Consider the following 23,829-nt stretch of genomic DNA (forward strand, 5'->3'; position numbering starts at 1 on the left):
TTTCAAAAAACGATAAAAGTATTGACAAGACAAACAAGTATTAACGTTGAAGGAATATTTAGCTAAAAATAAAAATGCACGAGACTTTTTCACAAATGAAAAGTCTCGTGCATTTTATAAAAAGAATTTATTAAGCTAAATGGCTGTAGTTTTCTTTCACCACTTCTGCACAACGTTTACAAAGGGTTGGATGTTCCGCTACTTTACCAACATGTGGAGTGACTGTCCAACAACGATCACATGTTTCACCTTCTGCTTTGGTAATGACAATTGCCGCATGATCAAGCTTTACTGCTTGCTCTGGAGCTTGTGCATAAGAACCGGCGATTTCAAAATCAGAAACAATGAAAAGTTGTTGTAGATTTTCATTAATCGATTCCAGCAATTCCTTCGTATCATCTTTAACGTATAATGTTACTTTCGCTGTTAAAGATTTACCAATGACCTTCTCATTACGAGCTTCTTCTAATGCTTTTAAAACATCATCGCGTAAATTCATAAACTTAGACCATTTTGTTAATAATTCCTCAGCTTGAGGTACTTCCTTCACTTCAGGCATATCTGTTAATTGAACACTCTGCTCTTTAACTGCAGGGATGAAACTCCATACCTCATCAGCAGTATGAGATAAAATAGGAGCTACTAATTTAGTTAATGAAAGTAAACTTTCGTAAAGCACAGTTTGAATGCAACGACGATCAGATTGATCTTTAGCCTCAATATATAAAATATCTTTGGCAAAATCAAGATAGAACGAACTCAAATCAAGGGTACAGAAATTGTTTACTTCATGATAAATACTTGCATATTCATAATTCTCATAGTGATCGCGAACTTGTTTAACAAGTCGATTTAACTTCGCAAGCATAAATTGATCAACTTCACGTAAATCTCCATAGGCTACTGTGTCCTTTTCTGGATTAAAATCAGTTAAATTTCCAAGTAAGAAACGGAAAGTATTTCTAATTTTGCGATACACTTCAGCCACTTGTTTAAGAATCGCATCTGATACGCGAACATCTGCCTGATAATCAACAGAGGCTACCCAGAGACGAAGAATATCAGCTCCATATTGGTTCATTACTTTTGCAGGAATCACGACATTACCAAGAGACTTACTCATTTTTCTTCCTTCGCCATCTAAAGCAAATCCATGACTTAATACCCCTTTGTATGGTGCTTTCCCTGTAACCGCTACTGCTGTAGACAATGAAGAGTTAAACCAACCACGGTATTGGTCAGATCCTTCTAAGTAAAGATCAGCAGGTCTTTGCAGGTCATCACGTTCTAACAATACAGCTTGGTGGGAAGACCCTGAATCAAACCACACATCCATAATATCAGTTTCTTTTGTAAAGATACCGTTCGGACTGCCTTGATGGATAAATCCTTCTGGAAGTAAATCTTTTGCTTCCCGTTCAAACCATACATTTGAACCATGCTTACGGAATAAATTCGATACATGTTCAATTGTCTCATCCGTAATAATTGGTTCGCCATTTTCAGCATAGAATACTGGAATTGGCACACCCCATGCACGCTGCCTAGAAATACACCAATCTCCACGATCTCGTACCATATTAAATAATCTTGTTTCGCCCCAAGCTGGAACCCATTTTGTTTCTTTCACTGCTTCTAATAATTCTGCTCTAAAATCTTTAATGGAAGCAAACCATTGGGCAGTTGCACGGAAAATGATCGGTTTTTTGGTTCTCCAATCATGTGGATATGAGTGAGTAATAAAGCTTAGTTTTAATAAGGCCCCTACTTCTTCTAACTTTTCTGTAATCGCTTTATTCGCTTTATCATAAAACAATCCTTCAAATCCAGGTGCTTCCTTGGTCATGACACCTTTATCATCAACAGGACATAGCACATCTAAGTCATATTTTTGACCAATATAAAAGTCATCTTCCCCATGTCCTGGTGCTGTATGAACACAACCTGTACCCGCATCTGTTGTTACGTGTTCCCCTAACATAACAAGAGAATCTCTTCCATAAATGGGATGGGATGCAACCATTCGATCTAATTCTTGGCCTTTAATGGTTTGCACTACTTCTGCCTCTTCCCAGCCAATTTCATTTTTCACCGATTCTAGTAAAGCTTCTGCCACAAGATATTTTCGATCTTTTACTGAAACTACGACGTATTTTAAATCCGGATGTACTGAAATCCCAAGGTTTGCCGGAATCGTCCATGGAGTTGTCGTCCAAATCACAATTTCAACATCAGTATCCAATACACCTTTTCCATCTTTTACCTTAAATCCAACATAAATAGACGGGGATTTCTTATCTTTATATTCAATTTCCGCTTCAGCTAAGGCTGATTCACTCGTTGGAGACCAATAGACTGGTTTTAACCCTTTATAAATGTAGCCCTTTTTTGCCATTTCACCAAACACTTTAATTTGTTGTGCTTCGTAAGCAGGCTCTAACGTAATGTATGGACGGTCCCAATCACCACGAACCCCTAGACGCTTGAATTGTGTACGCTGATTATCAATTTGCTCATATGCATACTTTTCACAAAGATTTCTAAATTCTGCAACCGTCATTTCTTTACGTTTTACACCTTTATTTGTTAATGCTTGCTCAATTGGTAAGCCGTGAGTATCCCAACCTGGAACATACGGAGCATTGTAACCACTCATTGACTTGTATCGAACAATAAAATCTTTTAAAACTTTATTTAAGGCATGACCCATATGAATATCGCCATTTGCATATGGAGGTCCATCATGCAATACAAACATCGGACGATCTTTTGTTCTTTCTTGAACTAATTTATAAATATCAACTTCTTCCCATTTCGCTTGAATTTCAGGTTCGCGCTTCGGCAAATTGCCCCGCATCGGAAAATCTGTTTTTGGCATTAATAATGTGTCTTTGTAATCCATTATACTTCCTCCATCTATTCACTAGTAAAAAAAGACAAATAAAAAAACCTTCACATCCCTAAAAGGGACGAGAAGGTTTTCCCGCGGTACCACCCTTGTAGATAAAAATAAATTTTATCCGCTCCTATCATTTTTAACGCAAATGAAACGCCTACGCCTACTACAAATTAGCAAATTTATGCTAGATTTTCAGCAAAGGAACTCAAGGGTGATCTTCCGAACTTAGGCTTATTACTAGGCTTCCACCACCCCTAGTTCGCTGTTTATAAGAATATAAGTCGTACTGTCCCTATCTTCGTCAATTTTAATTTATATATTAAGATTTTTAAAAATTATATTCCTTTTCGTGATAAACGTCAAGTTATGCTAAGGAATCTTCTTCTTTTAAAGCATTTAACTCTGTTGCATCCAACTCATATTGTAAAAGATGATCCCAATCGTCCGTATTTAGCAAGTCTAGCTGAGCTTCAATTAACATTTTAAAACGAGTTCTAAATACTTTAGACTGTTTCTTCAATTCCTCGATTTCCATCGCAATTTTTCTAGCTTTTGATAAAGATTCATTGACAATTCGATCTGAATTTTTTTCGGCTTCTTTGATAATTAGTTTTGCTTCTTTTTGTGCATTACGCTTTACCTCTTCAGCAGCCTCTTGGGCAACGAGGATGGATTTATTGAGTGTCTCTTCAATTGTGTTGAAGTGTCCTACACGTTCAGACATTTCATTTAGACGCTCTTCTAATTCTTTTTTTTCACGGATAACCATTTCGTAGTCCTTGATTACTTGATCAAGGAATTCATTGACTTCATCCTCATCATAGCCGCGGAACCCTTTACTAAACTCCTTATTATGTATATCTAATGGCGTTAATGGCATAGTGCCACCTCCCAAGTATTTTCTCTAGTTTGTCACTGTTACCATTTCGACAAAATCTTTTATATTCCTTCAAAAAAATGGATTATTTTTGTTTTCCAATTAAAATTTTCCATTTTTCCTTTTTAGATTTTCCGTCAAAAGAAAAAATTTTACTTCGTCCATGTCCACGTACAGAGATGGTATCCCCTTCACCACATTCAAAAGAGGTGCTATCTATAAGCTTCCAATTCACCTTAACCAATCCCGACTTAATTAATGTCTGAGATTTTTGCCTTGATATTTGATAAATAGTTGCATTCATCACGTCAAGCCTGAGTGAAGAAACAGTAATCATTGTTTCAACCCATTGTTCTTGTTGAAAGATGGCATCTGAAATAGGCTGTTTAAACAGTTCAACATTTGCTTTTCCGATTGATTGCACTTCTAATTGTACATAATCGGCTATTTCCTCTGCACAAAAAAACTGAATCCTGTCATTTGATAACAAAATATCTCCAAATTTATCTCTTTTCAATCCGATTGACATCAAACTTCCCAATACTTGAGGATGTGTCAAATTAACAAATTTATTAGGGTATTTCACTTCAAACAAAACAATATTATAATCCTCTACTGTAACCTCATAATATTCAGGATAAATAACAGCACGTTTTCGTTCCGTATAATCGGAACCACCAAAATAGCTAATGTTTAGATTTTGATGGCCAACAACGGATTCAAGAATTTGCTGTTCACGAGGATCAAGAAAATCAGTTAATTTAGGTGCATATGTATCTTCTACAAATTGCTTCCAATTGATCGCTTGGTCTATAAAACCTCGCTCCTCGGGACGAAAGTGCTGATAAATGGACATATTCTTCACCTTTACTCTAATTGTAACTCTTTCCAACAGAAAAAGGGACTAACTTTTGAGCCCCTTCAAATTGCTCGATAATCAAATTTCTCTCCGCCGAATTTGCGTCTGGATTTATAAAGTTAAAAATCACATAAATAACCTAGGTAAATTATAGAGACCGACCGTTGCAAATCTCAACACAAATAATGCGACAAGCGGAGAAAGATCAATCATTCCAAGTGGAGGAATAAATCGCCTAAACGGCTCCAAATAGGGTTCACAAATTCGTGCTAAAAGTTGCCCAATTCTTGTGCCTCTAGCATTTGGAAACCATGACATTAAAATATAGATAATTAATGCCCAAGAATAAATACTGATTAACCGTGCTATAAGATCAATAATAAAGAACATTAAACTTTACCACCTCGAGTGTTCAAATTCCTTGTCCGAAAGAAGTTCTGAAATTGATCCAGTAACTTCGATATTATCTGGAGTACAGAGGAAAATATCTGTTCCAATCTTTTGAATGTCTCCACCAATGGCATAGACAGTACCACTTAAAAAGTCTACAATTCTTCTTGCTTGGTCATGCTCAATCCGTTGAAGATTTACAACTACTGCTTTCCGGTTTCGTAATTCATCCGCGATATCTTGGGCTTCTGCATACACACGAGGTTCAATTAAAATTACTTTGGATGATTGTTGAATGCTTTGAAGGCTAACAACATTTTGCTTTTGAACCGGTTTATGTTTTTTTTCCGGTTCATATTCTTCCTCGTATTCTTCTTCCTCTGCATAGTCATCATCCAAAAAGAAGAATGTTTTAAATTTAGATTTAATACTCATATTGGGAACCTCCTACTTTTCTTCCCCGACGAGAGCTGTTCCTATGCGTATCATTGTTGCCCCTTCTTCTACTGCAATTGCATAATCATTTGACATTCCCATCGACAACTCTGTACACGGCGCATATTCTAGTTCCATTTGCTGTACTTGTATTTGTAAAGATTTTAATGTTTGAAAACAATGTCTTAATACTGATTCATCATCCGTTAGAGGTGCCATCGTCATTAATCCAACCACTTCAACATTGGGATAATCCTTTAAAGCCTCTATAAAGCTTGTTAACTCTTCAGGTTGGATTCCGTGCTTGGATTCTTCACCAGAGACATTTACCTGCACGAAACATTTGATGACTCGATTACTCCGTTTATTAATCTCTTTCGCTACCGAAAGTCGATCAAGGGAATGAATGTAATCGACCTTATCAATAATATTCTTCACTTTTCGGGATTGCAGTGAACCGATAAAATGCCAATTTGGCTTGTCCTGCAACTCTTCCCATTTCGCATTTAAGCCTTCAGCATAATTTTCACCGAGATGGGTAACCCCTGCGTCAAGCGCCTCTTTTGCGCGCTCAATTGAAACGTATTTTGTAACGGCTATAATGTTTACTTCATCTGGATTGCGATTTGCCTTCACACAGGCGTTTGCAATTTTTTCTTGTATAGCTTGTAAGTTTTGTTCGACTTTCATTTCTTTAAAAATTGGCCTCCTTCCAGCCAATAAAACTAATCATTCGGCCGGTACTACCTTGGTCTCTTCGATGGGAATAAAAATAGTCTTTACTGCAACTGGTGCAAAGTTGGGTAACAAGGATGTTCTCTCGCAGTACTCCTGCCGATATAAGTATTTCTTTATTACATTCTTTTAAATTTAATGCATATTGATTTGGACTAACTTCCTTGTATGGTTTAGATTCGACACCTTCTAGTCTATTTTGCACTAAATTTATGACATAGTCATCAACTATATAACAATTTTCGCATATAGAAGGGCCGATTGCCACTAGAATCTCACTTGGATGAATTCCATAGAATTGAAAATTCTGAATCATCTTTTGGGCAATGCCACCTACTGTACCTTTCCATCCCGCATGGGCAACTCCAATTGCTTTTGATTGGGGGTGTAAGAAGTAAATAGGGACACAGTCAGCATAACATAAAGTCAGTAAAATGCCACGTTCAAAGGTAATAAATCCATCGGTACGGCTAAATGCTGACTCATAATCATTTCCACCCTTGCCTTTATCAGTGGATGAAATTGTTTTTATATTTACTTCATGTGTTTGTTCTGCACCAACCCAATGATCGGTCGGAAAACCTAATTTTTGTGCTACTATTTGACGGTTCTCGCAAACATTGTTTGTACGGTCATTTACATGAAACCCCATATTCAAACTATCTAGTTTACCTTGACTAAGACCGCCGTTTTTGGTTGTAAATCCAACTGCTAAATCAGGAGATTTTCGGACCCAATCAGGAAGGTGAAAGTACTCTTTATCTTTAAGAATAAAAGGATCCATAAACATACCTCGTTTTAAATTTCTATTTTTCTATTTTATCATACAACCAAAGCAGTTCCTAGTAAAAAAAGGAATCTAATCATCCTCATCCTGTCCACTAAATTCATTTGCTTCTTTAAACCTAACTAATATTACATCTTCACCAATTTTTAAAATATTGCGCCATGGAATAATGACTTCTTCCTCCTTACCGAAAAAGCCAAGGATTTTACCGGTTCCGGATATAATAATTGCTTCTATTTTTCCTGTTTGTAAATTGATATCAATATCACTGATATTCCCAAGCTTTTTTCCATCTCCGACATTTACAACATCTTTTATTTGAAACTCAGAAATTCTTACCATTCATCTCACTCCTATTATCTCTCGCCTTATCACATGTATATGACAATCAATAGGGTAAAAATGAATGAAATAAAAAAATCAACTTCACTTGCTAATTTGCGCCGAGAAAATTGGTGGCATCCACGGATGGTTAAACCTTAATTATAGAATTAACGTTAAAAAAACTGCCATGATGGCAGTTTTAACTTTGAATATTTTTGTTCATCTGTTTGATTGCGGCTTTTTCTAGACGAGAAACTTGGGCCTGTGATATACCAATTTCCTCAGCAACTTCCATTTGTGTTTTACCCTGAAAAAATCTTTTTCGTAAAATTAATTTTTCTCGGTCATTTAATCTCCGCATGCCCTCTTTGAGAGCAATTTCCTCAATCCAATTAATGTCCTTATTCTTTTCATCACTTAATTGATCCACAACAAAAATAGGATCTCCTCCATCATTGTAGATGGGTTCAAATAGCGAAACAGGATCTTGAATCGCATCTAATGCAAATACAATTTCCTCATGTGGCACATCAAGCTCTTTTGCAATTTCTTCAGCTGTTGGTTCCCGTGATGTTTTACTCATCAATCGCTCACGAACTTGTAATGCTTTGTATGCAATATCCCGTAATGACCGAGAAACACGGATCGGATTATTGTCCCGCAAATAGCGTCGTATTTCTCCAATAATCATTGGCACTGCATAAGTAGAGAACTTCACGTTTTGACTTAAATCAAAATTATCAATTGATTTCATAAGTCCAATACAGCCAACTTGAAATAGATCATCAACAAACTCTCCCCTATTATTAAAACGTTGGATGACGCTTAATACAAGGCGCAAGTTTCCGTTAACGAGCTGTTCACGTGCGGATAAATCTCCTTCTTGCTGTACTTTCTTAAAAAGCAATCTCATTTCTTCGTTCTTTAATACTGGAAGTTTTGATGTATCAACACCGCAAATTTCAACTTTATTTCGAGTCAATCCATTTCCCTCCTTACAGGAGTTGCTGTACAAAAAACAGTATTTCCCCTGCAAGGAAAAATATGCATGAGCGAAAAAGCGGATCCAGTCAAAAAAAGGTAGAATTCCTCATAAAATGTTGAATCCTACCGCATTTTATAATATATAAAATTTTTTCTTTAAACCATTTTATTAAATTCCTTTTTTAATCTTTTAATGATTCTTTTTTCAAGTCGTGAGATATAGGATTGAGAAATTCCCAGCATATCCGCAACATCTTTTTGCGTTTTTTCCTCACCGCTGCCAAGCCCAAACCTAAGCTCCATAATTTGTTTTTCTCGATCAGAAAGTTGATGAAGTGCTTTTAATAATAGTTTTTTATCCACACTTGCTTCTAAATCCTTTGTAATGATGTCTTCTTCAGTTCCTAATACATCCGAAAGAAGTAATTCGTTTCCATCCCAATCAATGTTTAATGGTTCGTCAAATGAAACTTCTGAGCGAATCTTATTATTCCTTCTTAAATACATTAATATTTCATTTTCAATACATCTAGATGCATATGTAGCCAATTTAATTTTCTTCTCTGGATTAAATGTATTAACAGCTTTAATTAGACCAATCGTGCCAATACTTATTAAATCCTCAATGTTGATTCCAGTGTTTTCAAATTTCCTTGCTATATAAACAACCAACCTTAGATTCCTTTCAATAAGGATTGATCTGGCTGCTTTATCCCCATTCGGTAACTTTTCGATTAACATAGCCTCTTCTTCTTTATTAAGAGGAGGTGGCAATGCTTCACTTCCACCAATATAAAAAACCTCATCAGTTCTCAAGCCTAGTTTCATTAATAGTTTGTACCAAATATAAGATAATTTGAGTTTAAGAGTTTTCATCGTTTTCCTCCTCATAGTCGATTAAAATTAGACCGTTAACTCTATTGATTCATTACATTGTTTATTAATATTTATGTTCTTCCCATTAATCAGCATTTTGGGATGAACAATACATTGGAAAGCATCGTCTGATGAAAGCTGTTGTGTGGTTAAAGAAATTAAGCCCTTCTCTATTTTTTTAAGCTCATTATTGTGTTGGATTGTCATTTGATCAGGCCTTAGTGCAATAATGAGTTGATGTTCTTTCCCCATTACTTTGTAAGGAACGACACGCATTTTGTGCTCCCAGTTTTCGGCTATTGACCTGTCTCCCATCATGACTGCTTCAGCTTCTCCAGTGATTGTTTTTAATTCTTCACTTAAATCATTGAATATTTTACGTACAGAGACAAACATAACAGGCCATTTCGTAATCGGATCATATAACTGATTTCCACTATCAACAAGTCCTTTAAATGAATAGACTTTCCCCTCTAATTCGATTTCCACATTGACAAGTTGATCATATTGAATTTTAGTCATTTCAATTCGGTCAAAATTTTTTCTAGAAAAATGCCAAGCAATTGGAAAACCTAGGATGACAAACAACCAGCTGACTGGATCACCAAATCCTTGAACATTCGCCATAAACAAAGAGGATGAGAAATTCATATCAAATCTCGTAAAATAATGGACACCAATCAGTGATCCTCCTACTAAAAAAGTGATTAAATAGAACGTCATTAATCCGCTTATAAAGTATTTAAAGCGTTTAAATCCAAATACCGAAAGAATCATAAAAATGGAAAACATTAATTTTGTGAACGGATGACTAAATGTTGCATGGTAAGGGGTCATCGATAATAAGATAATAATAGAACCGATCAATCCTCCTACAGCAACTCTCCAAAAATGCACATCTCTCTTAAGAATTAATGCAGTTAAATAAAGAAGGAGGCTATCAAATAAAAAATTCAACAGCCAAATAATATCAAGATATACATTCAAATAGCACCCTCCTCTATTTTTTTCAATCTCATATTAAAAAGTATACCGTACATGTACTGGAGAAGTGTGTCACTTTCTGTTCATAAAAAACCAGTAATTTTCAGCTTTTCCTCCGCTTTTTGTCAAAAATAAAAAGCATAGTCGATAGACTATGCTTTTTAGATTATCTTCTTCTATTACGATTTCTTAAGAATGTTGGAATATCAAGAATGTCTTCACCTTGTTGAACATTCGTATTTCTAGTTGGTTCCGCTTGAGGTTCTTCACGTTTTGGCTCTCTCTTAGGAATACTCTGCGCTGGTTTCTGTTGTTGACCTAAAGCAGGTCTAGTTGGTTTAGGCTGCAATACTTCTTCATTGAACCCTGTGGCAATAACTGTAACGACAATTTCATCCTTCAAATTATCGTTAATAACGGAACCGAAGATCATATTTACTTCTTGGTCAGCTGCAGTTGCAACAATATCTGCTGCCTCTTGAACTTCATAAAGACTTAAATTGGAGCCTCCTGTAATGTTTAACAAAACCCCTTGTGCTCCATCAATTGATGTTTCAAGTAGAGGGGACGAAATCGCCTTTTTCGCTGCCTCTGCGGCACGATTTTCACCTGATGCAACTCCAATTCCCATTAGTGCAGATCCTTTATTAGACATAATCGTTTTAACATCAGCAAAATCCAGGTTAATCAATCCTGGAACAGCAATTAAGTCAGAGATCCCTTGTACCCCTTGACGAAGAACGTTGTCTGCTTCACGGAATGCTTCAAGCATTGGTGTGCTTTTGTCAACAATTTCAAGAAGCCGATCATTTGGGATTACAATTAACGTATCAACGGATTCCTTCATCGCAGCGATTCCACCGGTAGCTTGTGTTGCCCTTTTTCTTCCTTCAAATGAGAATGGTCTCGTGACAACACCTACTGTTAAAGCGCCTAAGTCTCTTGCGATTTGAGCAACAACAGGAGCTGCTCCTGTTCCTGTACCGCCTCCCATACCACAAGTAACAAAAACCATATCGGCACCTTGTAAGGCCGCTTCAATTTGTTCTTTACTTTCTTCAGCAGCCTTTTTACCAACTTCAGGGTTAGCTCCGGCCCCTAAACCTCTTGTTAATTTTGCACCTATTTGCATTTTCACTTCAGCTTTGGATAAATTTAAAGCTTGCGAATCGGTATTAACAGCTATAAATTCAACACCTTGTACACCATGCTCAATCATCCGATTGACCGCATTATTCCCACCACCACCAACACCTATTACTTTTATTCTTGCTAATGTATCTAAACTTGTTTCAAATTCCAGCATGACAAATCCTCCTAATTCGTCGATATTCCTGATAGCATTGCATACTTGGATCGCTACATTTTTATCAGTAAAATGGACTCTTTTTTACTCAAAAAAGTAACCAAAAAACTTTTTCATTTTTGTAGAAACTTTTTCCTCTGGTTGCTTTTCTTGTTTTGGTTGCTTTGTTTGAGTTTGCTTTTTAACAGGACGCTTCTCTTTCACTTCTTGAGCAACAGTAGGATCACTCATTTGTTTTCCTTGAACTCTAGCATTTTTATAGGCGAATTTGATAAGTCCGACTGCAGTTGTATATTGCGGTTCTCTAACACCAATATAATCAGGACTAGCAATCCGCACACGACTTTGCAGGACAATTTGAGCAATTTCTAAAACACCCGGCGTATTGGCGACTCCACCCGTTAATACAAATCCGCCAGGCACATCTTGAATACCTAATCGATTCAATTCGGCAAGTACTAGTTCAAATATTTCTTCCATCCTTGCTTCGATGATATCACTTAATTCCAATTGGCTAAACCGCTGATGTTGATCGCTGCCAATCATTGATACGTCAAAGACAATATCTTCTGATGCATGATCATAGAAGGCATTCCCGTATTTTAACTTTATCTTTTCTGCCTCCTCGGATGTTGTACGTAGACCAATTGAAATATCTTTCGTTATATGATCTCCACCCACCGGAAGAACAGTAGTAGAAATCAATTCACCTTGATCAAATATGGCAATTGTTGTAGATCCTCCACCGATATCAACAAGCACAACACCCAGATTCTTTTCATCTTTCGATAAAGCATATGCACCTGCAGCTAATGGCTGTAAGGTAATGTCCAAAATTTCTAAGCCAGCTTTTTCTACACAGCGTAAAATATTATGTAGTATCGTTTTGGAACCAGTAATAATCGATCCTTCCATTTCAAGGCGAACTCCGATCATCCCCCTTGGATCATGGATTTCATCAAGTCCATCGACAATAAATTGCTTTGGAATGACATCAATGATTTCTCTTTCAGGAGGAATCGATACGACTTGCGCAGCGTCGATAACTCTTGCTATGTCATCGTCTGTAATCTCCCTATTTTCACTTGAAACGGCTACAACTCCGTGTGAAGACTGAAGCATAATATGATTTCCTGTAATTCCAACAATCACTTGCTGGATATCCATGCCAATCATTCTTTCAGCCTGTTCTATTGCTCTTTTAATAGAATGAACGGTTTCATCTATATCAACAATTGAACCTTTTCGTAATCCTTCTGAAGGAACATTCCCGACTCCAATAATATTAAGTGTATCATTTACCATTTCACCTATGATTACTTTCACACTGGATGTACCGATGTCAAGGCTAACGTATATTTCATTGCTGTTCATTCTATGGCACCTCCCTTTACAATTCCTAATTGAACAACAAAAGTCAAAATCTAGCAATAATTATATTTGACTGATTAGTGACTAATTGATTAACAATCTTAGTATTTATCACTATTTCGATTACTTTTCATTAGTCATGTTTTCTTTTATCATAAAATTATTCGTCAAATTTAATATATTCCCTCTTAAAAAAAATAATTTTTTTACATATTTTCCTTCTTTGCAGACCATTTCACCAGTAGAATTCTGCGAATAACCGCTATGTTTTGAAAAAGCCTTACTCCAAAGGCAAAAACAGCCGCTAAGTATAAGTCTACACCAAGATGAACACCTAGAAAAGATAAACTTGCTGCTAAAATTATATTAAAGAAAAAACCTGATACAAATACTTTTTCTTCATATACATTTTGCAAATGGGCTCTCATCCCACCAACTAAAGAATCTAATGCCGCTAAAATAGCGATAGATAGATAGTTCGAATACTCTGCCGGTATTTTAATATCCGTGAGAAAACCAAGTAAAAGGCCAATCAACAATCCTACCATTGGAAGCCACATGTTTACCCTCCTTTATTATTCTCTGCCAACTCCATATTCCGGACTACAATGTTGCCTTTATAAGAAGGAATTGAAATACTTGAAAGTGGAGCCGAGATCGATAATTGATAATTATCCACAAAGAATTCAGCGGAGGATTTAGAAACTTGCATACGCTTAGATAATTCTTCTGCCCTTTGCAAATCTTCTACTCCTACTTTAATGGTAATTGGAATTTGTTCTATGATTTGGCCATCAACTTTTGTTGTTCCATTTATTTCTCTGATGACAGAAGTATTAATGATTCGATTCTCATTAATAGCTAAATGTTTGGCACCATATTGATTTAATTCATTGATAAGACTTTGTAACAGGTAAGCAGAGACAGGGCGGATTGTTTCCCCCAATAACAGCCCTTCGTTCGCATAATCAATGGTGATGATTAGTCCTGGAGACTTAATTTCTGTTAATCCCGCCTCCGTCTTCAGTTCCTTTAATGTATCTTTTAACACTTTTTCTTTTTCTGGAACTCTTTCTGTTTCATATTGTTTAATTTTCTCATCATTCGATTCGATTTCACGCAGTAAATTTAGGTATCGTTCTTTCTCTATTACCAAATCTTCCCTTAACTCCCATGTATCACGTGTATCTCTTACAACTGGCTCTTGAACTGTTTGATATTGAACAGATAGCATAAAACCAGTTGTAAGAGTAATCACCGACATACTGATATATTTTTTTCCCTTCAAATACCATTCTCCTAGCCAATCAATTTCATCTCTCCGAATTTGAACAAGATTTACCCAATCTCACTTAATAAAACACCGTAAAAAAATCGCAAGGATCATCAAGTCCAAACCTCATTCAGCATACGTTTCAAATTAATCCTACTCACTTAATAAACTCCTTGGGCATTCACCCAAAAACTTACAGAAGTGAGGAGCTATAGTGAATGAAGTTAACCTTCTAATTTTGTATTGATGACAATATCTTCCTTTTTTTCTATAGTAAATTGGACATTTTCATTTACTAAAACGTCTTTAACCCCACCTTTAATATTAAGGGAAGCAGCCATTATGTCTCCATCACCAATGGCCGTAATAACGAAAGGTGCGGGATGTTGTTTTCCATCAATTTCTATGACTGGACCATTGCAAAGTATGTACGAATCGTGTGAAATCTTTTGCCCGTTAACTGCTATAGAACTAGCACCTGAAATTTTTAGTTCATTGATTACTTTAAAAACATGATGCTCATGAACGATATATTGGTTTGGATTTTGATGTTGCGGATTATATTCTGCATCGTCTAACGTAACTTGAATTCCACTTCCTTTCACCTTCACCTTTCCTAAATACATTCTAAATTTCTCTGTATCCTCTGTAAGGTTATAAAATTCTGTCGTTTCATCGGAAAGGTTTTGTTCAATTTGTAACAAGTGTTTTTGTTTTTCATTTAATTCCTTTTGTAGGATTAGATTTTTTTCCTCTTGTTGAATTAATTCATTTCTTAACTCCATATCCCTTTCATACTGGCTGCTAGTAATAGTTGAAGACCCTTGTTGCTGGGATGTTAAATGATAGGAATAAGAAATCATAAAACCAAAAACAAGTGCGACAATTGTCAAGATCAAATATTTAGTCTGAAATTTCTTCTTGAACGTCATTTTCTTCAGAGGCTTGTCCTCTTTCTTCATTTGGTTCATCTCCTTCTGGCTCAAACGCCTTAAAATATGAACCTACCTCTAAATTAATGACTCCCTTTTGATTTGGCTCTAACTGACTTACAATTGCTGGATAATGGACCATTTTCTCTGCAAACGTGCGAATCGTAGCACTTACTTCATTACCATCATTCATATACAGGGAAATATGAAATTCATCAGAATCCGTAGGATCATAGTGAACTTCCGAAATGGAATTTAACACTTCTTCAGGAAGCTGTTCAATTGCTATTATCATTTCCTTTAAAGCTTTATCTTCTGTAAAGCTGAACAGAATCGGGGCATTTAAGGGAATGGTTGTACTTTGATTTTCACTAAGGATTTTTCCGTTTTCTAAAACAGGTAAAAAGTAATTTTCTACAGAGACATAAGCAATTCGCTTTAATTCTTCTATTTGTACAAGAATTGTAGATGGAAATTTCTTTTTTACTTCTACTTTTCTAATTTCAGGTAATTGGCCGATTTTTTCTTCAACTTCTTCGTTTTCAACTTTCCAAATATTGGTGTCATGCGTTAAATCCGCCTGATCGATTATGTCTTGTTCAGAATATACATCATTTCCGCCAACCTTTATGGCCTGGACATGACTTAATGGGGATTGAAAATACAAGATACATGCGATCAAAATAAAAAACAGTAGTAATAAAAAAATTAGTCTACGGTTTGCTTTTTTTCTCCGTTGTTCTTTTAACTTTGGAATTCGATCTTCAATTGAGACAACGTTCTTTTTTTCAACCATTTTTTCACCCACCTTAACCAGCGACATGTCTCCATAAAGCAAATTGTATTCATCATGACTAAAAACAACGGCACGATAATTCATGCCGTTATTGGTACTTACTATATCAATATTTAATTATAACATATTATTAGAAATTTTGATTGTTACATTTCCTTTACTTTTCCAATAATTTCCACTTCTGTCTCCATTTGGACATTGTACTTTTCATAAATGGTCTTTTTCACATAGTTTATGAGGTCAAGAACATCCTCTGCTTTCGCATTTCCAGCATTAACAATAAAGTTTCCATGCATTTCAGAAATTTGCGCTCCACCAATTTGGAACCCTTTAAGTCCGGCTTCTTCAATCAGCTTGCCTGCATAATTGGGTAATGGATTTCTAAATATACTGCCTGCACATGGAGAATCATACGGTTGTGTTACCTTTCGATAATCTTTATTTTTTTGCATAACCGCAACGATTTCCTCTTTATCGCCCTCCGTTAACACAAACCTGGCTTCCACTACAATTCCAGGCCGTTTTTTCTGTAAAACAGAGGTACGGTATGAAAATTCCATCTCCTGATTGGATACCCATTGCATTGTGCCATCTGCAAATAGGATGTGAGCCTCAGTTAAAATCTTAGAAATATCAGACCCATGGGCACCAGCGTTCATATATACTGCGCCACCTACTGAGCCAGGGATTCCGCTAGCAAATTCCAACCCTGACAAGCCCTTTCTACTGATCAGCACCGCAAGTGCAACGAGAGAATATCCAGCACCAACCGTTAAATCGGACCCGTTTAATTCCATATGGTTCAAATTGTTTCCTAGCTTTATAACAGCCCCTTCAATTCCTTCATCTGAAACAAGCAGGTTCGAACCTCTACCAATGGCCCGCCAATTGACTTTATATTTCTTTAACGCCCTCATTGTTTTTTCTAAACCTTCCACCGAGAAAGGCTCAATAAAAACTTGGGCGGGACCACCGATTTTCATGGTTGTATGACGTGCTAACGGTTCATCTTTTTTGACTTTTCCTACATTGTTTTCAATAAGTTCCCGCATTAACTCATTTATTGTATTGTCCATAATGTCCTCCCAAAATCATAATTATCATCAGTGTATGCAGATAGAATCAACAGGCTACTGTCTATGATCAACAAGTTCCTTCATTAATTTATATAATCTAGTGGAAGCATCCTGTATCCCTAGTTCTCTTGCTGCATTTTTCATTTCTAATAATTTATCTTTATCTAATAATATTTTGTCAATTTCCTCAACTAATTTCTTTCCGCTTAACTCTTTTTCCAACACAAGTTTCGCTGCGTGATGATCACTTAAGGCACGAGCATTTTTTTCTTGGTGATTATTCGTAACGTACGGACTAGGTATTAAAATACTTGGAATTCCAAGTGAAGTAAGTTCAGCTAAAGTTGTAGCCCCTGCCCGAGCCACAGTAAGGTCTGTTCCTGCTAGAATTTCTGGCATATTGTGGACAAACGGCTTAATCACGACATTCTCCGGATTACCAACTAAATCCACTTCTTTTTTGACTTCCTCATAATGAACTTCGCCAGTAACATATAATATTTGATATGGTTTTTGTCCAAGAGTCGATAATGATTTCAATACAGCCTCGTTAATCGGCTTTGCTCCACGGCTCCCTCCGACAATTAAGACGGCGGGCTGATCTTTGTTCAAGCCTACAGATAATCTTCCTTTATTGCCGTCTTGATTTAATACTTCAGAAGCGCGCGGATTCCCTGTTAGAACAACTTTTTTTTCCGGAAAATACTGTTTGGCTTCCTCAAAACAAACAGCAATGCGATCCACATAACGACTTAAGAATTTATTCGTTAATCCCGGTACACTATTTTGCTCATGGATAATGGTTGGAATTCCTAGCTTAGATGCAGCATAAACAACAGGACCACATACATAACCACCTGTTCCTATCACCACATCTGCCTTGAATTCCTTTAGCATTTTTTTGCTGTCTTTTACTCCTTTTAAAAATCTAGTTACTGTTTTAACATTTTCTAAAGAAATACTTCTTTTAAATCCGGTTATATGTATCGACTTAAAAGGGATATTTTCTCTCACAACAAGTTTACTTTCAAGTCCTTTTTGGGTTCCAATATATAGGAATTTAGCATCCTTTGTTCTCTTCTTTATTTCACGGATAAGCGCTAATGCCGGATATATGTGTCCGCCTGTTCCCCCACCGCTTACAACAATATTCATGGTTTCACCTCATAAATCATCTAAATTAAAACTTCAATGTTCTTCGATAAGAACATCATAAGATTCTTACCCTATTCTACTATATTCTAAAGTTAAAAAAGTTACCACCCGAAATGCATCTCACTATAAAAAAATGCTGACCCCAAAGGTCAGCATTTCTTTTGCTTTTAATAGCGCGAATACCGGCTAATATTTAATAAAACCCCAATTGCCATCAGCATTAAAGTTAGGGATGATCCTCCATAGCTTAAAAACGGCAATGTAATTCCTGTTACAGGCATAAGTCCTGTGACAACACCAATATTAATCATCACTTGGATCGCTACCATTGCAATGATACCAACGGCCAGAAAGCTTCCATATAAATCAGGTGCACCTAAAGCAATCCGAATTCCTCGCCATAATAAAAGCGAAAATAAAAGTAAGATTAATGAGCCACCGATAAAGCCTAATTCTTCGGCTAAAATGGCAAAAATGAAGTCGGTTTGCGGCTCAGGTAAATAGAAGAATTTCTGGCGACTTTCCCCAAGGCCTAGCCCAAATAGACCACCAGGACCAATCGCATATAGTGATTGAATTATTTGGAATCCACTTCCAAGGGGATCTTCCCAAGGGTCAAGAAACGATGTGATCCGCTTAATCCGATAAGGAGCAGACAAAACAAGAGCAACAAATCCTGCCACACCCATCAATCCAAGTACAACAAAGTGACTAATTCTGGCTCCAGCGATAAAAATCATGACCACACAAGTCCCCACCATTACTGTCCCTGTCCCTAAGTCCGGTTGAAGCATAATCATCCCAAATGCTAGGAACACTAAACCTAGCGAAGGCGCTAAACCCTTTTTAAAAGAAGTAATATACTTTTGGTTTTCAGATAAAAACCTGGCTAAAAAAACAATCATGGCTAATTTCATAAATTCAGACGGTTGAATGGAGAAAGCCCCTATTCCGATCCAACTTCTTGACCCGTTTCGAACATTTCCAATTCCCGGAATTAGCACTAATACAAGGAGGACAAAGCAGATAATAACTAATACTTTAGACCATGTTCTCCATGACCAGTAATCTACATTCATGATACAAAACATCCCAACAATTCCAACACATGCAAATAGCAATTGACGTTTGGCAAAGAAAAAAGAATCGTCAAATTTATATTCGGCCCAAATTGCACTGGCACTATATACCATAATAAGTCCAATTGCTAAAAGTAAAAAAGTCAATAACATTAAAATAATATCAGGAGTCGTTTTTTTAGTTGGCAAAAGACCACACCTCGAAATGCAAGTTATTTGGCTTGTAAAGAAGCGCAGCTTAAACCTTCCCTCATGAAATCAAAGTAGGTAACTACCACCTTAAAGACAAGCCTTTACTTAAGCTTATGCACCATTTCCACAAAAATGTCTCCTCGTTCTTCAAAAGTTTTATGCTGATCCCAGCTTGCACACGCTGGGGATAAAAGAATTACATCTCCCGGTTCTGATAAACTGAAGGCTCTAGGGACGGCATTTCCAACATTATCGACACTCTCAATCATTTTTATTCCTGCCTCTTTCGCCACCTTCTCTAATTTGACTGCGGTCTGACCAAAGGTTATTACTGCCTTTACATTTTTGAAAGCAGGAATTAACTCATCAAATTCATTTCCGCGATCTAACCCTCCAGCAAGTAAAATCGTTGGCTTATCAAATGCAAACAAAGCATTTTTCGTAGCTAAAATATTTGTTGCCTTAGAATCGTTATAGAACTGTCTTCCTTGAACTTCGTCTACAAACTGAAGTCGGTGTTTGACACCTTTAAATGTATTTAATACTTTAAAAATAGCTTCATTAGAAACACCAGTTATCTTCGCTGCAGCAACAGCAGATAAAACATTTTCTAGATTATGTTCTCCAGGTAAGCGGATATCCGCGGTGCTCATAATCTGTTCTCCATTATAACTGATCCATCCATCTTTTATATAAGCACCAGATGAAAGTTCTTTCTTTACTGAGAATGGAATCACCTTTGCTTTTGATTTCGCCGCAATTTCCCTTATGATTTCTTGATCATTATTTATAATAAAATAATCGTCATTTGTTTGGTTTTTTGTAATATTCGCTTTCGCTTTTGCGTATTCTAGTCTTGTCCCATGATAATCTAAATGTGCATCATAAATATTCGTTAAAATAGCAACTTTTGGACGAAAACTCGGTGTACCCATTAACTGAAAAGAAGAGAGCTCTATAACAATATTATCTTCTGCCTTTGCCATTTGAGCTACTTCTGAAGCTACTGTTCCAATGTTTCCTGCGATCAGAGGGGACTTATTCCCCTCTTTCAACATTTCAAAGATAAGGGTAGTTGTTGTTGTTTTCCCATTTGTACCAGTAATTCCAATGAACGGTGCCTCTGAGATTTGATAAGCAAGTTCAACTTCAGTAATGATTGGAATATTCAAATCTAGTGCTTTTTGAACCATCGGGTTATGATAGGGAATTCCCGGGTTCTTCACAACAAGTTCAAATCCTTCCTCTAATAACTCCAAAGGATGTTCTCCACAAATCACAGTTATTCCTTGTTCTAGCAGCTTCTGTGCTTCGGGATTTCGTGATAAAGGTTGATAATCATTAACCGTCACAAACGCACCTAGTTTATGTAATAGTGTTGCGGCACCCACTCCGCTTTTTGCCAATCCTAAAACTAATATTTTTTTATGAAGATACGTAGAAATCCTTTTCACCTATAACCACACCTCAATATAAATTCCAATTATTGAAAATAACAGCCCAGCACTCCAAAAAGTAACAACAACTTTCCATTCACTCCAACCTAATAACTCATAGTGATGGTGCAAGGGACTCATCCGAAAGATCCGTTTCCCCGTCATCTTAAAGGAAATAACTTGTAGGATAACCGATAAAGTCTCAATGACAAAGACACCACCAATAACGAGGAGGATAATTTCTAGTTTTGTCATGATCGCAATTGCAGCTATTGCCCCTCCTAATGCTAATGAACCAGTATCGCCCATAAATACTTTTGCCGGATGAGCGTTAAATACTAAAAATCCAAGAACAGCACCAACAATAGCCACCGAAAAGATCGCCACCTCGAATTGCGAGAGACTCCATGCTAAAACCGCAAAGGCTCCAAATGCAATGGCAGAAGTACCTGAAACAAGACCGTCTAGACCATCCGTTAGATTAACAGCATTTGAAAATCCAACTAACCAAAAAATGATAAACAACGCATAAAAATATCCAAGGTCAAATGAATAATTTACTAATGGAATTTCAATCGTTGTTGAAAAACCAATCTGCTTTAAAGCGATGAAAAATATAACAGATATAATAATCTGTCCGATTAACTTCTGTAAGGATGTTAAGCCTAGATTTCGTTTCATTACCACTTTAATAAAATCATCTAAAAAGCCAAGGAGGCCAAAACCAATCGTGACAAATAAAAGTAAGTACGTTGTCATCGTCGGTTCACTGAATTTTTCAGTCATAACAAGTGTTGTAACTATAATCGAAAAAAGGATCATAATTCCACCCATTGTTGGGGTCCCTGTTTTCTTTTGGTGAGATTTTGGACCTTCATCACGAATACTTTGTCCAAATTTCAATCTTCTCAAGAAAGGAATAAAAATGGGGGATAATAAAACTGTAATTAAAAAACCTAGTAGGATGGTAAAGAATAATACCTGTTCTAACATGCTAGTCCCTCCCCCCACTCTTCTCTTCTGATTCGTTTGTATTTAGCGTTTCAATGATTCTAGTAATGTCAATTGTTTGATTATTTTCATGAAGGTGGCTATCTTCCAATAAAAATTGAGTATACCACCCATCATCATTATTCAGTAATTTCTTTTCATATTTCTCTAACATGATTCTTAAATCCTTCCATATATCTTTTGTGTAAAAAACAATAAAATGATTAGGAGTATACGGAGGCAGTGGGGAGTCTGATTCCCATAATGTCCCAATCGCGCCATTTTTTATGGCTTCTTTTAACTCTCCAGAGTGACGATACAAAGGTATAAAGATTCCTTTCTGTTGTGGATAGTGAGCAAAGGCTGATACTGTAAGAAACTTCATAGATGGGTTCACAAATTTTACCTTTTTTGGAAAAATTTGTGACAAGTCATCATAAGTTAGCATCTTTTTAATCTCTCCTCAATAGCCATTTTAGCAACTTTACGATCGTCAAAATCAAAAATGTCTTTCCCTATGATTTGATAAGTCTCATGCCCTTTTCCTGCAATTAAAATTACATCATCTGCAGTTGCTTCGTTAACAACAGACTGGATGGCTTGCTTTCGATCAATAATACACTGATAAGCTGCTCCGGTAACACCAGATTCCATATCTCGAAGAATTTGCTGCGGATCCTCTGTTCGTGGGTTGTCGGCAGTAAAAACTGGGTCTGAAGCTAACTCACAGGCAACCTTTGCCATTAACGGGCGCTTATTTCTATCCCGGTCGCCTCCACAACCAACGACAACAAATATCCGTTTTTTCGCAAATTGCCGTATTGTTTTTAATGCATTTTCTAAGCTGTCAGGTGTGTGTGAGTAATCAACAATCACCGAAAAGTCTTGACCTGCATTAACAGCCTCAAACCGACCCGATATTCCTTCCATGTCTTCAATGGATTTAATAGCTTGTTGTAGAGGTATATTTGAAACTGCAGCCGCTGCAATACTTGCTAATACATTATAAACATTAAATTTACCGATTAAATTCATTTCTACTTTATAGGTTCCTAGCGGACACTTTAATTCAAAGGATGTACCCTTTGCTGTCATTTTTATGTCGGCCGCTTGAAAATCGGCGTCACGATCAATTCCATATGTGATCACGCGTGCAGGGGTCATCTGGCGATAGATATCACTTACCTCATCATCTGCATTTAGAATCGCATACTTTGGTTTAGTTACATCGTAAACATTCCCAAGCTGTGCAAACAACAACCCTTTAGCCTCACGATAGGCACTCATTGTTTTGTGAAAATCTAAATGATCTTGAGATAGATTGGTAAAAACAGCTATATTATAGTCACACCCTTGGACTCTCCCCTCCACTAAGGCATGAGACGAAACTTCCATTACCGCTGTTGTTACCTCTTCATCAACCATTTGTTTAAACATTTTTTGCAAAGTTAAACTTTCAGGAGTCGTATTTTTAGTTTCGTATCTTTGATCTCCGATTTTGGAATACATCGTACCGATTAAACCTGTTTTTTCCCCTTTATCAGTAAAAATTTTATCGATTAAGTGACTCGTTGTTGTTTTACCATTTGTACCTGTAATTCCTATTAAATGTAATTTCTGTGTAGGCTGGGCATAAAAATAATCAGCCATAAGAGCCATTGCCTTTTTTGAGTCTTTAACAATAATAACAGGAATATTTAAAGGGAGTTCTTTTTCAGCTAAAATGGCAACTGCCCCTTTTTCTACCGCACTTTGAGCAAATTCATGACCATCTACGGAATACCCTTTTATACAAACAAATAGAGATCCTGGCTGTACTTTTTGACTATTATTTTCAATGCTAGAAATTTGCGGATTATCCATACCTTCGATCGGTAAGTACGGATTTAAATAATGAATTAAAGTATGTAGTTTCAATTTTTTCATCCTCTCCATAAAACATACGCATAGAAATGATAAAAATGTACAGCTATCTTATTTTACATGATAACCAACAATTAATCTATTTTGATTTTCATTAAGATTTCCCTAAAAATAAAGGGCAGCGTTTAATAACAAGCCGCCCTTATCTCT

Annotated in this window: 24 protein-coding genes and 1 other annotated feature; all 24 genes read right to left on the reverse strand. The window is 36.4% G+C overall.

The features are described from left to right. Positions 1-130 precede the first annotated feature (130 nt). On the reverse strand, positions 131-2,902 hold the full coding sequence (gene ileS, locus R4Z10_RS13865) for an isoleucine--tRNA ligase (protein WP_338469890.1): 2,772 nt from the start codon (positions 2,900-2,902) through the stop codon (positions 131-133). Between the two features lie 60 nt (positions 2,903-2,962). Then, positions 2,963-3,207 (reverse strand) — a binding site (T-box leader). Positions 3,208-3,263: 56 nt separating this feature from the next. Continuing rightward, positions 3,264-3,779, reverse strand: a complete 516-nt coding sequence (locus R4Z10_RS13870; RefSeq protein WP_338469891.1) for a DivIVA domain-containing protein — start codon at positions 3,777-3,779, stop codon at positions 3,264-3,266. Positions 3,780-3,861: 82 nt separating this feature from the next. Beyond that, positions 3,862-4,632: an RNA-binding protein gene (locus tag R4Z10_RS13875; protein WP_338473246.1), complete on the reverse strand. Its 771-nt coding sequence runs from the start codon at positions 4,630-4,632 to the stop codon at positions 3,862-3,864. A 129-nt stretch (positions 4,633-4,761) separates the two neighbouring features. After that, complete coding sequence (locus R4Z10_RS13880) at positions 4,762-5,025, reverse strand: YggT family protein (RefSeq protein ID WP_338469892.1); 264 nt, start codon at positions 5,023-5,025, stop codon at positions 4,762-4,764. Between the two features lie 6 nt (positions 5,026-5,031). Next, positions 5,032-5,460 carry a cell division protein SepF gene (locus R4Z10_RS13885; protein ID WP_338469893.1) on the reverse strand — a complete coding sequence of 143 codons (429 nt, stop codon included), beginning with the start codon at positions 5,458-5,460 and terminating at the stop codon, positions 5,032-5,034. Positions 5,461-5,472: 12 nt separating this feature from the next. Then, on the reverse strand, positions 5,473-6,150 hold the full coding sequence (locus R4Z10_RS13890) for a YggS family pyridoxal phosphate-dependent enzyme (RefSeq protein ID WP_338469894.1): 678 nt from the start codon (positions 6,148-6,150) through the stop codon (positions 5,473-5,475). 4 nt (positions 6,151-6,154) lie between these two features. Further along, on the reverse strand, positions 6,155-6,979 hold the full coding sequence (gene pgeF, locus R4Z10_RS13895; RefSeq protein WP_338469895.1) for a peptidoglycan editing factor PgeF: 825 nt from the start codon (positions 6,977-6,979) through the stop codon (positions 6,155-6,157). 75 nt (positions 6,980-7,054) lie between these two features. Then, positions 7,055-7,324 (reverse strand): YlmC/YmxH family sporulation protein, encoded by a 270-nt coding sequence (locus tag R4Z10_RS13900; protein ID WP_338469896.1) that lies wholly within the window; start codon positions 7,322-7,324, stop codon positions 7,055-7,057. Positions 7,325-7,505: 181 nt separating this feature from the next. After that, a complete protein-coding gene (gene sigG / locus R4Z10_RS13905) occupies positions 7,506-8,288 on the reverse strand; it encodes an RNA polymerase sporulation sigma factor SigG (RefSeq protein WP_338469897.1) in 783 nt (260 codons plus the stop codon). A 158-nt stretch (positions 8,289-8,446) separates the two neighbouring features. Continuing rightward, positions 8,447-9,166 carry an RNA polymerase sporulation sigma factor SigE gene (gene sigE, locus R4Z10_RS13910; RefSeq protein WP_338469898.1) on the reverse strand — a complete coding sequence of 240 codons (720 nt, stop codon included), beginning with the start codon at positions 9,164-9,166 and terminating at the stop codon, positions 8,447-8,449. A gap of 27 nt (positions 9,167-9,193) precedes the next feature. Further along, the gene (spoIIGA, locus tag R4Z10_RS13915) at positions 9,194-10,153 is read right to left on the reverse strand and encodes a sigma-E processing peptidase SpoIIGA (RefSeq protein ID WP_338469899.1); all 960 of its coding nucleotides are present in this window, start codon (positions 10,151-10,153) and stop codon (positions 9,194-9,196) included. Between the two features lie 163 nt (positions 10,154-10,316). Next, complete coding sequence (gene ftsZ, locus R4Z10_RS13920) at positions 10,317-11,456, reverse strand: cell division protein FtsZ (protein WP_338469900.1); 1,140 nt, start codon at positions 11,454-11,456, stop codon at positions 10,317-10,319. Positions 11,457-11,540: 84 nt separating this feature from the next. Beyond that, positions 11,541-12,830: a cell division protein FtsA gene (ftsA, locus tag R4Z10_RS13925; protein WP_338469901.1), complete on the reverse strand. Its 1,290-nt coding sequence runs from the start codon at positions 12,828-12,830 to the stop codon at positions 11,541-11,543. 203 nt (positions 12,831-13,033) lie between these two features. Further along, complete coding sequence (locus R4Z10_RS13930; RefSeq protein ID WP_338469902.1) at positions 13,034-13,387, reverse strand: small basic family protein; 354 nt, start codon at positions 13,385-13,387, stop codon at positions 13,034-13,036. A gap of 2 nt (positions 13,388-13,389) precedes the next feature. Further along, positions 13,390-14,115 (reverse strand): DUF881 domain-containing protein, encoded by a 726-nt coding sequence (locus R4Z10_RS13935; protein WP_338469903.1) that lies wholly within the window; start codon positions 14,113-14,115, stop codon positions 13,390-13,392. A 209-nt stretch (positions 14,116-14,324) separates the two neighbouring features. Continuing rightward, the gene (locus R4Z10_RS13940) at positions 14,325-15,062 is read right to left on the reverse strand and encodes a DUF881 domain-containing protein (protein WP_338469904.1); all 738 of its coding nucleotides are present in this window, start codon (positions 15,060-15,062) and stop codon (positions 14,325-14,327) included. Next, complete coding sequence (locus tag R4Z10_RS13945; protein ID WP_338469905.1) at positions 15,004-15,828, reverse strand: FtsQ-type POTRA domain-containing protein; 825 nt, start codon at positions 15,826-15,828, stop codon at positions 15,004-15,006. Before R4Z10_RS13945 ends, R4Z10_RS13940 begins: the two co-directional genes overlap by 59 nt. A 146-nt stretch (positions 15,829-15,974) precedes the next feature. Continuing rightward, positions 15,975-16,892: a UDP-N-acetylmuramate dehydrogenase gene (gene murB / locus R4Z10_RS13950; RefSeq protein ID WP_338473247.1), complete on the reverse strand. Its 918-nt coding sequence runs from the start codon at positions 16,890-16,892 to the stop codon at positions 15,975-15,977. Positions 16,893-16,958: 66 nt separating this feature from the next. Beyond that, positions 16,959-18,059, reverse strand: coding sequence for an undecaprenyldiphospho-muramoylpentapeptide beta-N-acetylglucosaminyltransferase (gene murG, locus R4Z10_RS13955; RefSeq protein ID WP_338469906.1), 1,101 nt, complete (start codon positions 18,057-18,059; stop codon positions 16,959-16,961). 167 nt (positions 18,060-18,226) lie between these two features. Beyond that, positions 18,227-19,327, reverse strand: a complete 1,101-nt coding sequence (gene spoVE / locus R4Z10_RS13960; RefSeq protein ID WP_338469907.1) for a stage V sporulation protein E — start codon at positions 19,325-19,327, stop codon at positions 18,227-18,229. 104 nt (positions 19,328-19,431) lie between these two features. Continuing rightward, positions 19,432-20,784 carry a UDP-N-acetylmuramoyl-L-alanine--D-glutamate ligase gene (gene murD, locus R4Z10_RS13965; protein ID WP_338469908.1) on the reverse strand — a complete coding sequence of 451 codons (1,353 nt, stop codon included), beginning with the start codon at positions 20,782-20,784 and terminating at the stop codon, positions 19,432-19,434. Then, positions 20,785-21,759 (reverse strand): phospho-N-acetylmuramoyl-pentapeptide-transferase, encoded by a 975-nt coding sequence (gene mraY, locus R4Z10_RS13970; protein WP_338469909.1) that lies wholly within the window; start codon positions 21,757-21,759, stop codon positions 20,785-20,787. Position 21,760: 1 nt separating this feature from the next. Next, a complete protein-coding gene (locus R4Z10_RS13975; RefSeq protein WP_338469910.1) occupies positions 21,761-22,204 on the reverse strand; it encodes a hypothetical protein in 444 nt (147 codons plus the stop codon). Continuing rightward, positions 22,198-23,673 (reverse strand): UDP-N-acetylmuramoyl-L-alanyl-D-glutamate--2,6-diaminopimelate ligase, encoded by a 1,476-nt coding sequence (locus R4Z10_RS13980; RefSeq protein ID WP_338469911.1) that lies wholly within the window; start codon positions 23,671-23,673, stop codon positions 22,198-22,200. Before R4Z10_RS13980 ends, R4Z10_RS13975 begins: the two co-directional genes overlap by 7 nt. Between the last annotated feature and the right edge of the window lie 156 nt (positions 23,674-23,829).

It is taken from the genome of Niallia sp. XMNu-256 (assembly GCF_036670015.1).
GTDB lineage: Bacteria > Bacillota > Bacilli > Bacillales > Cytobacillaceae > Bacillus_BD.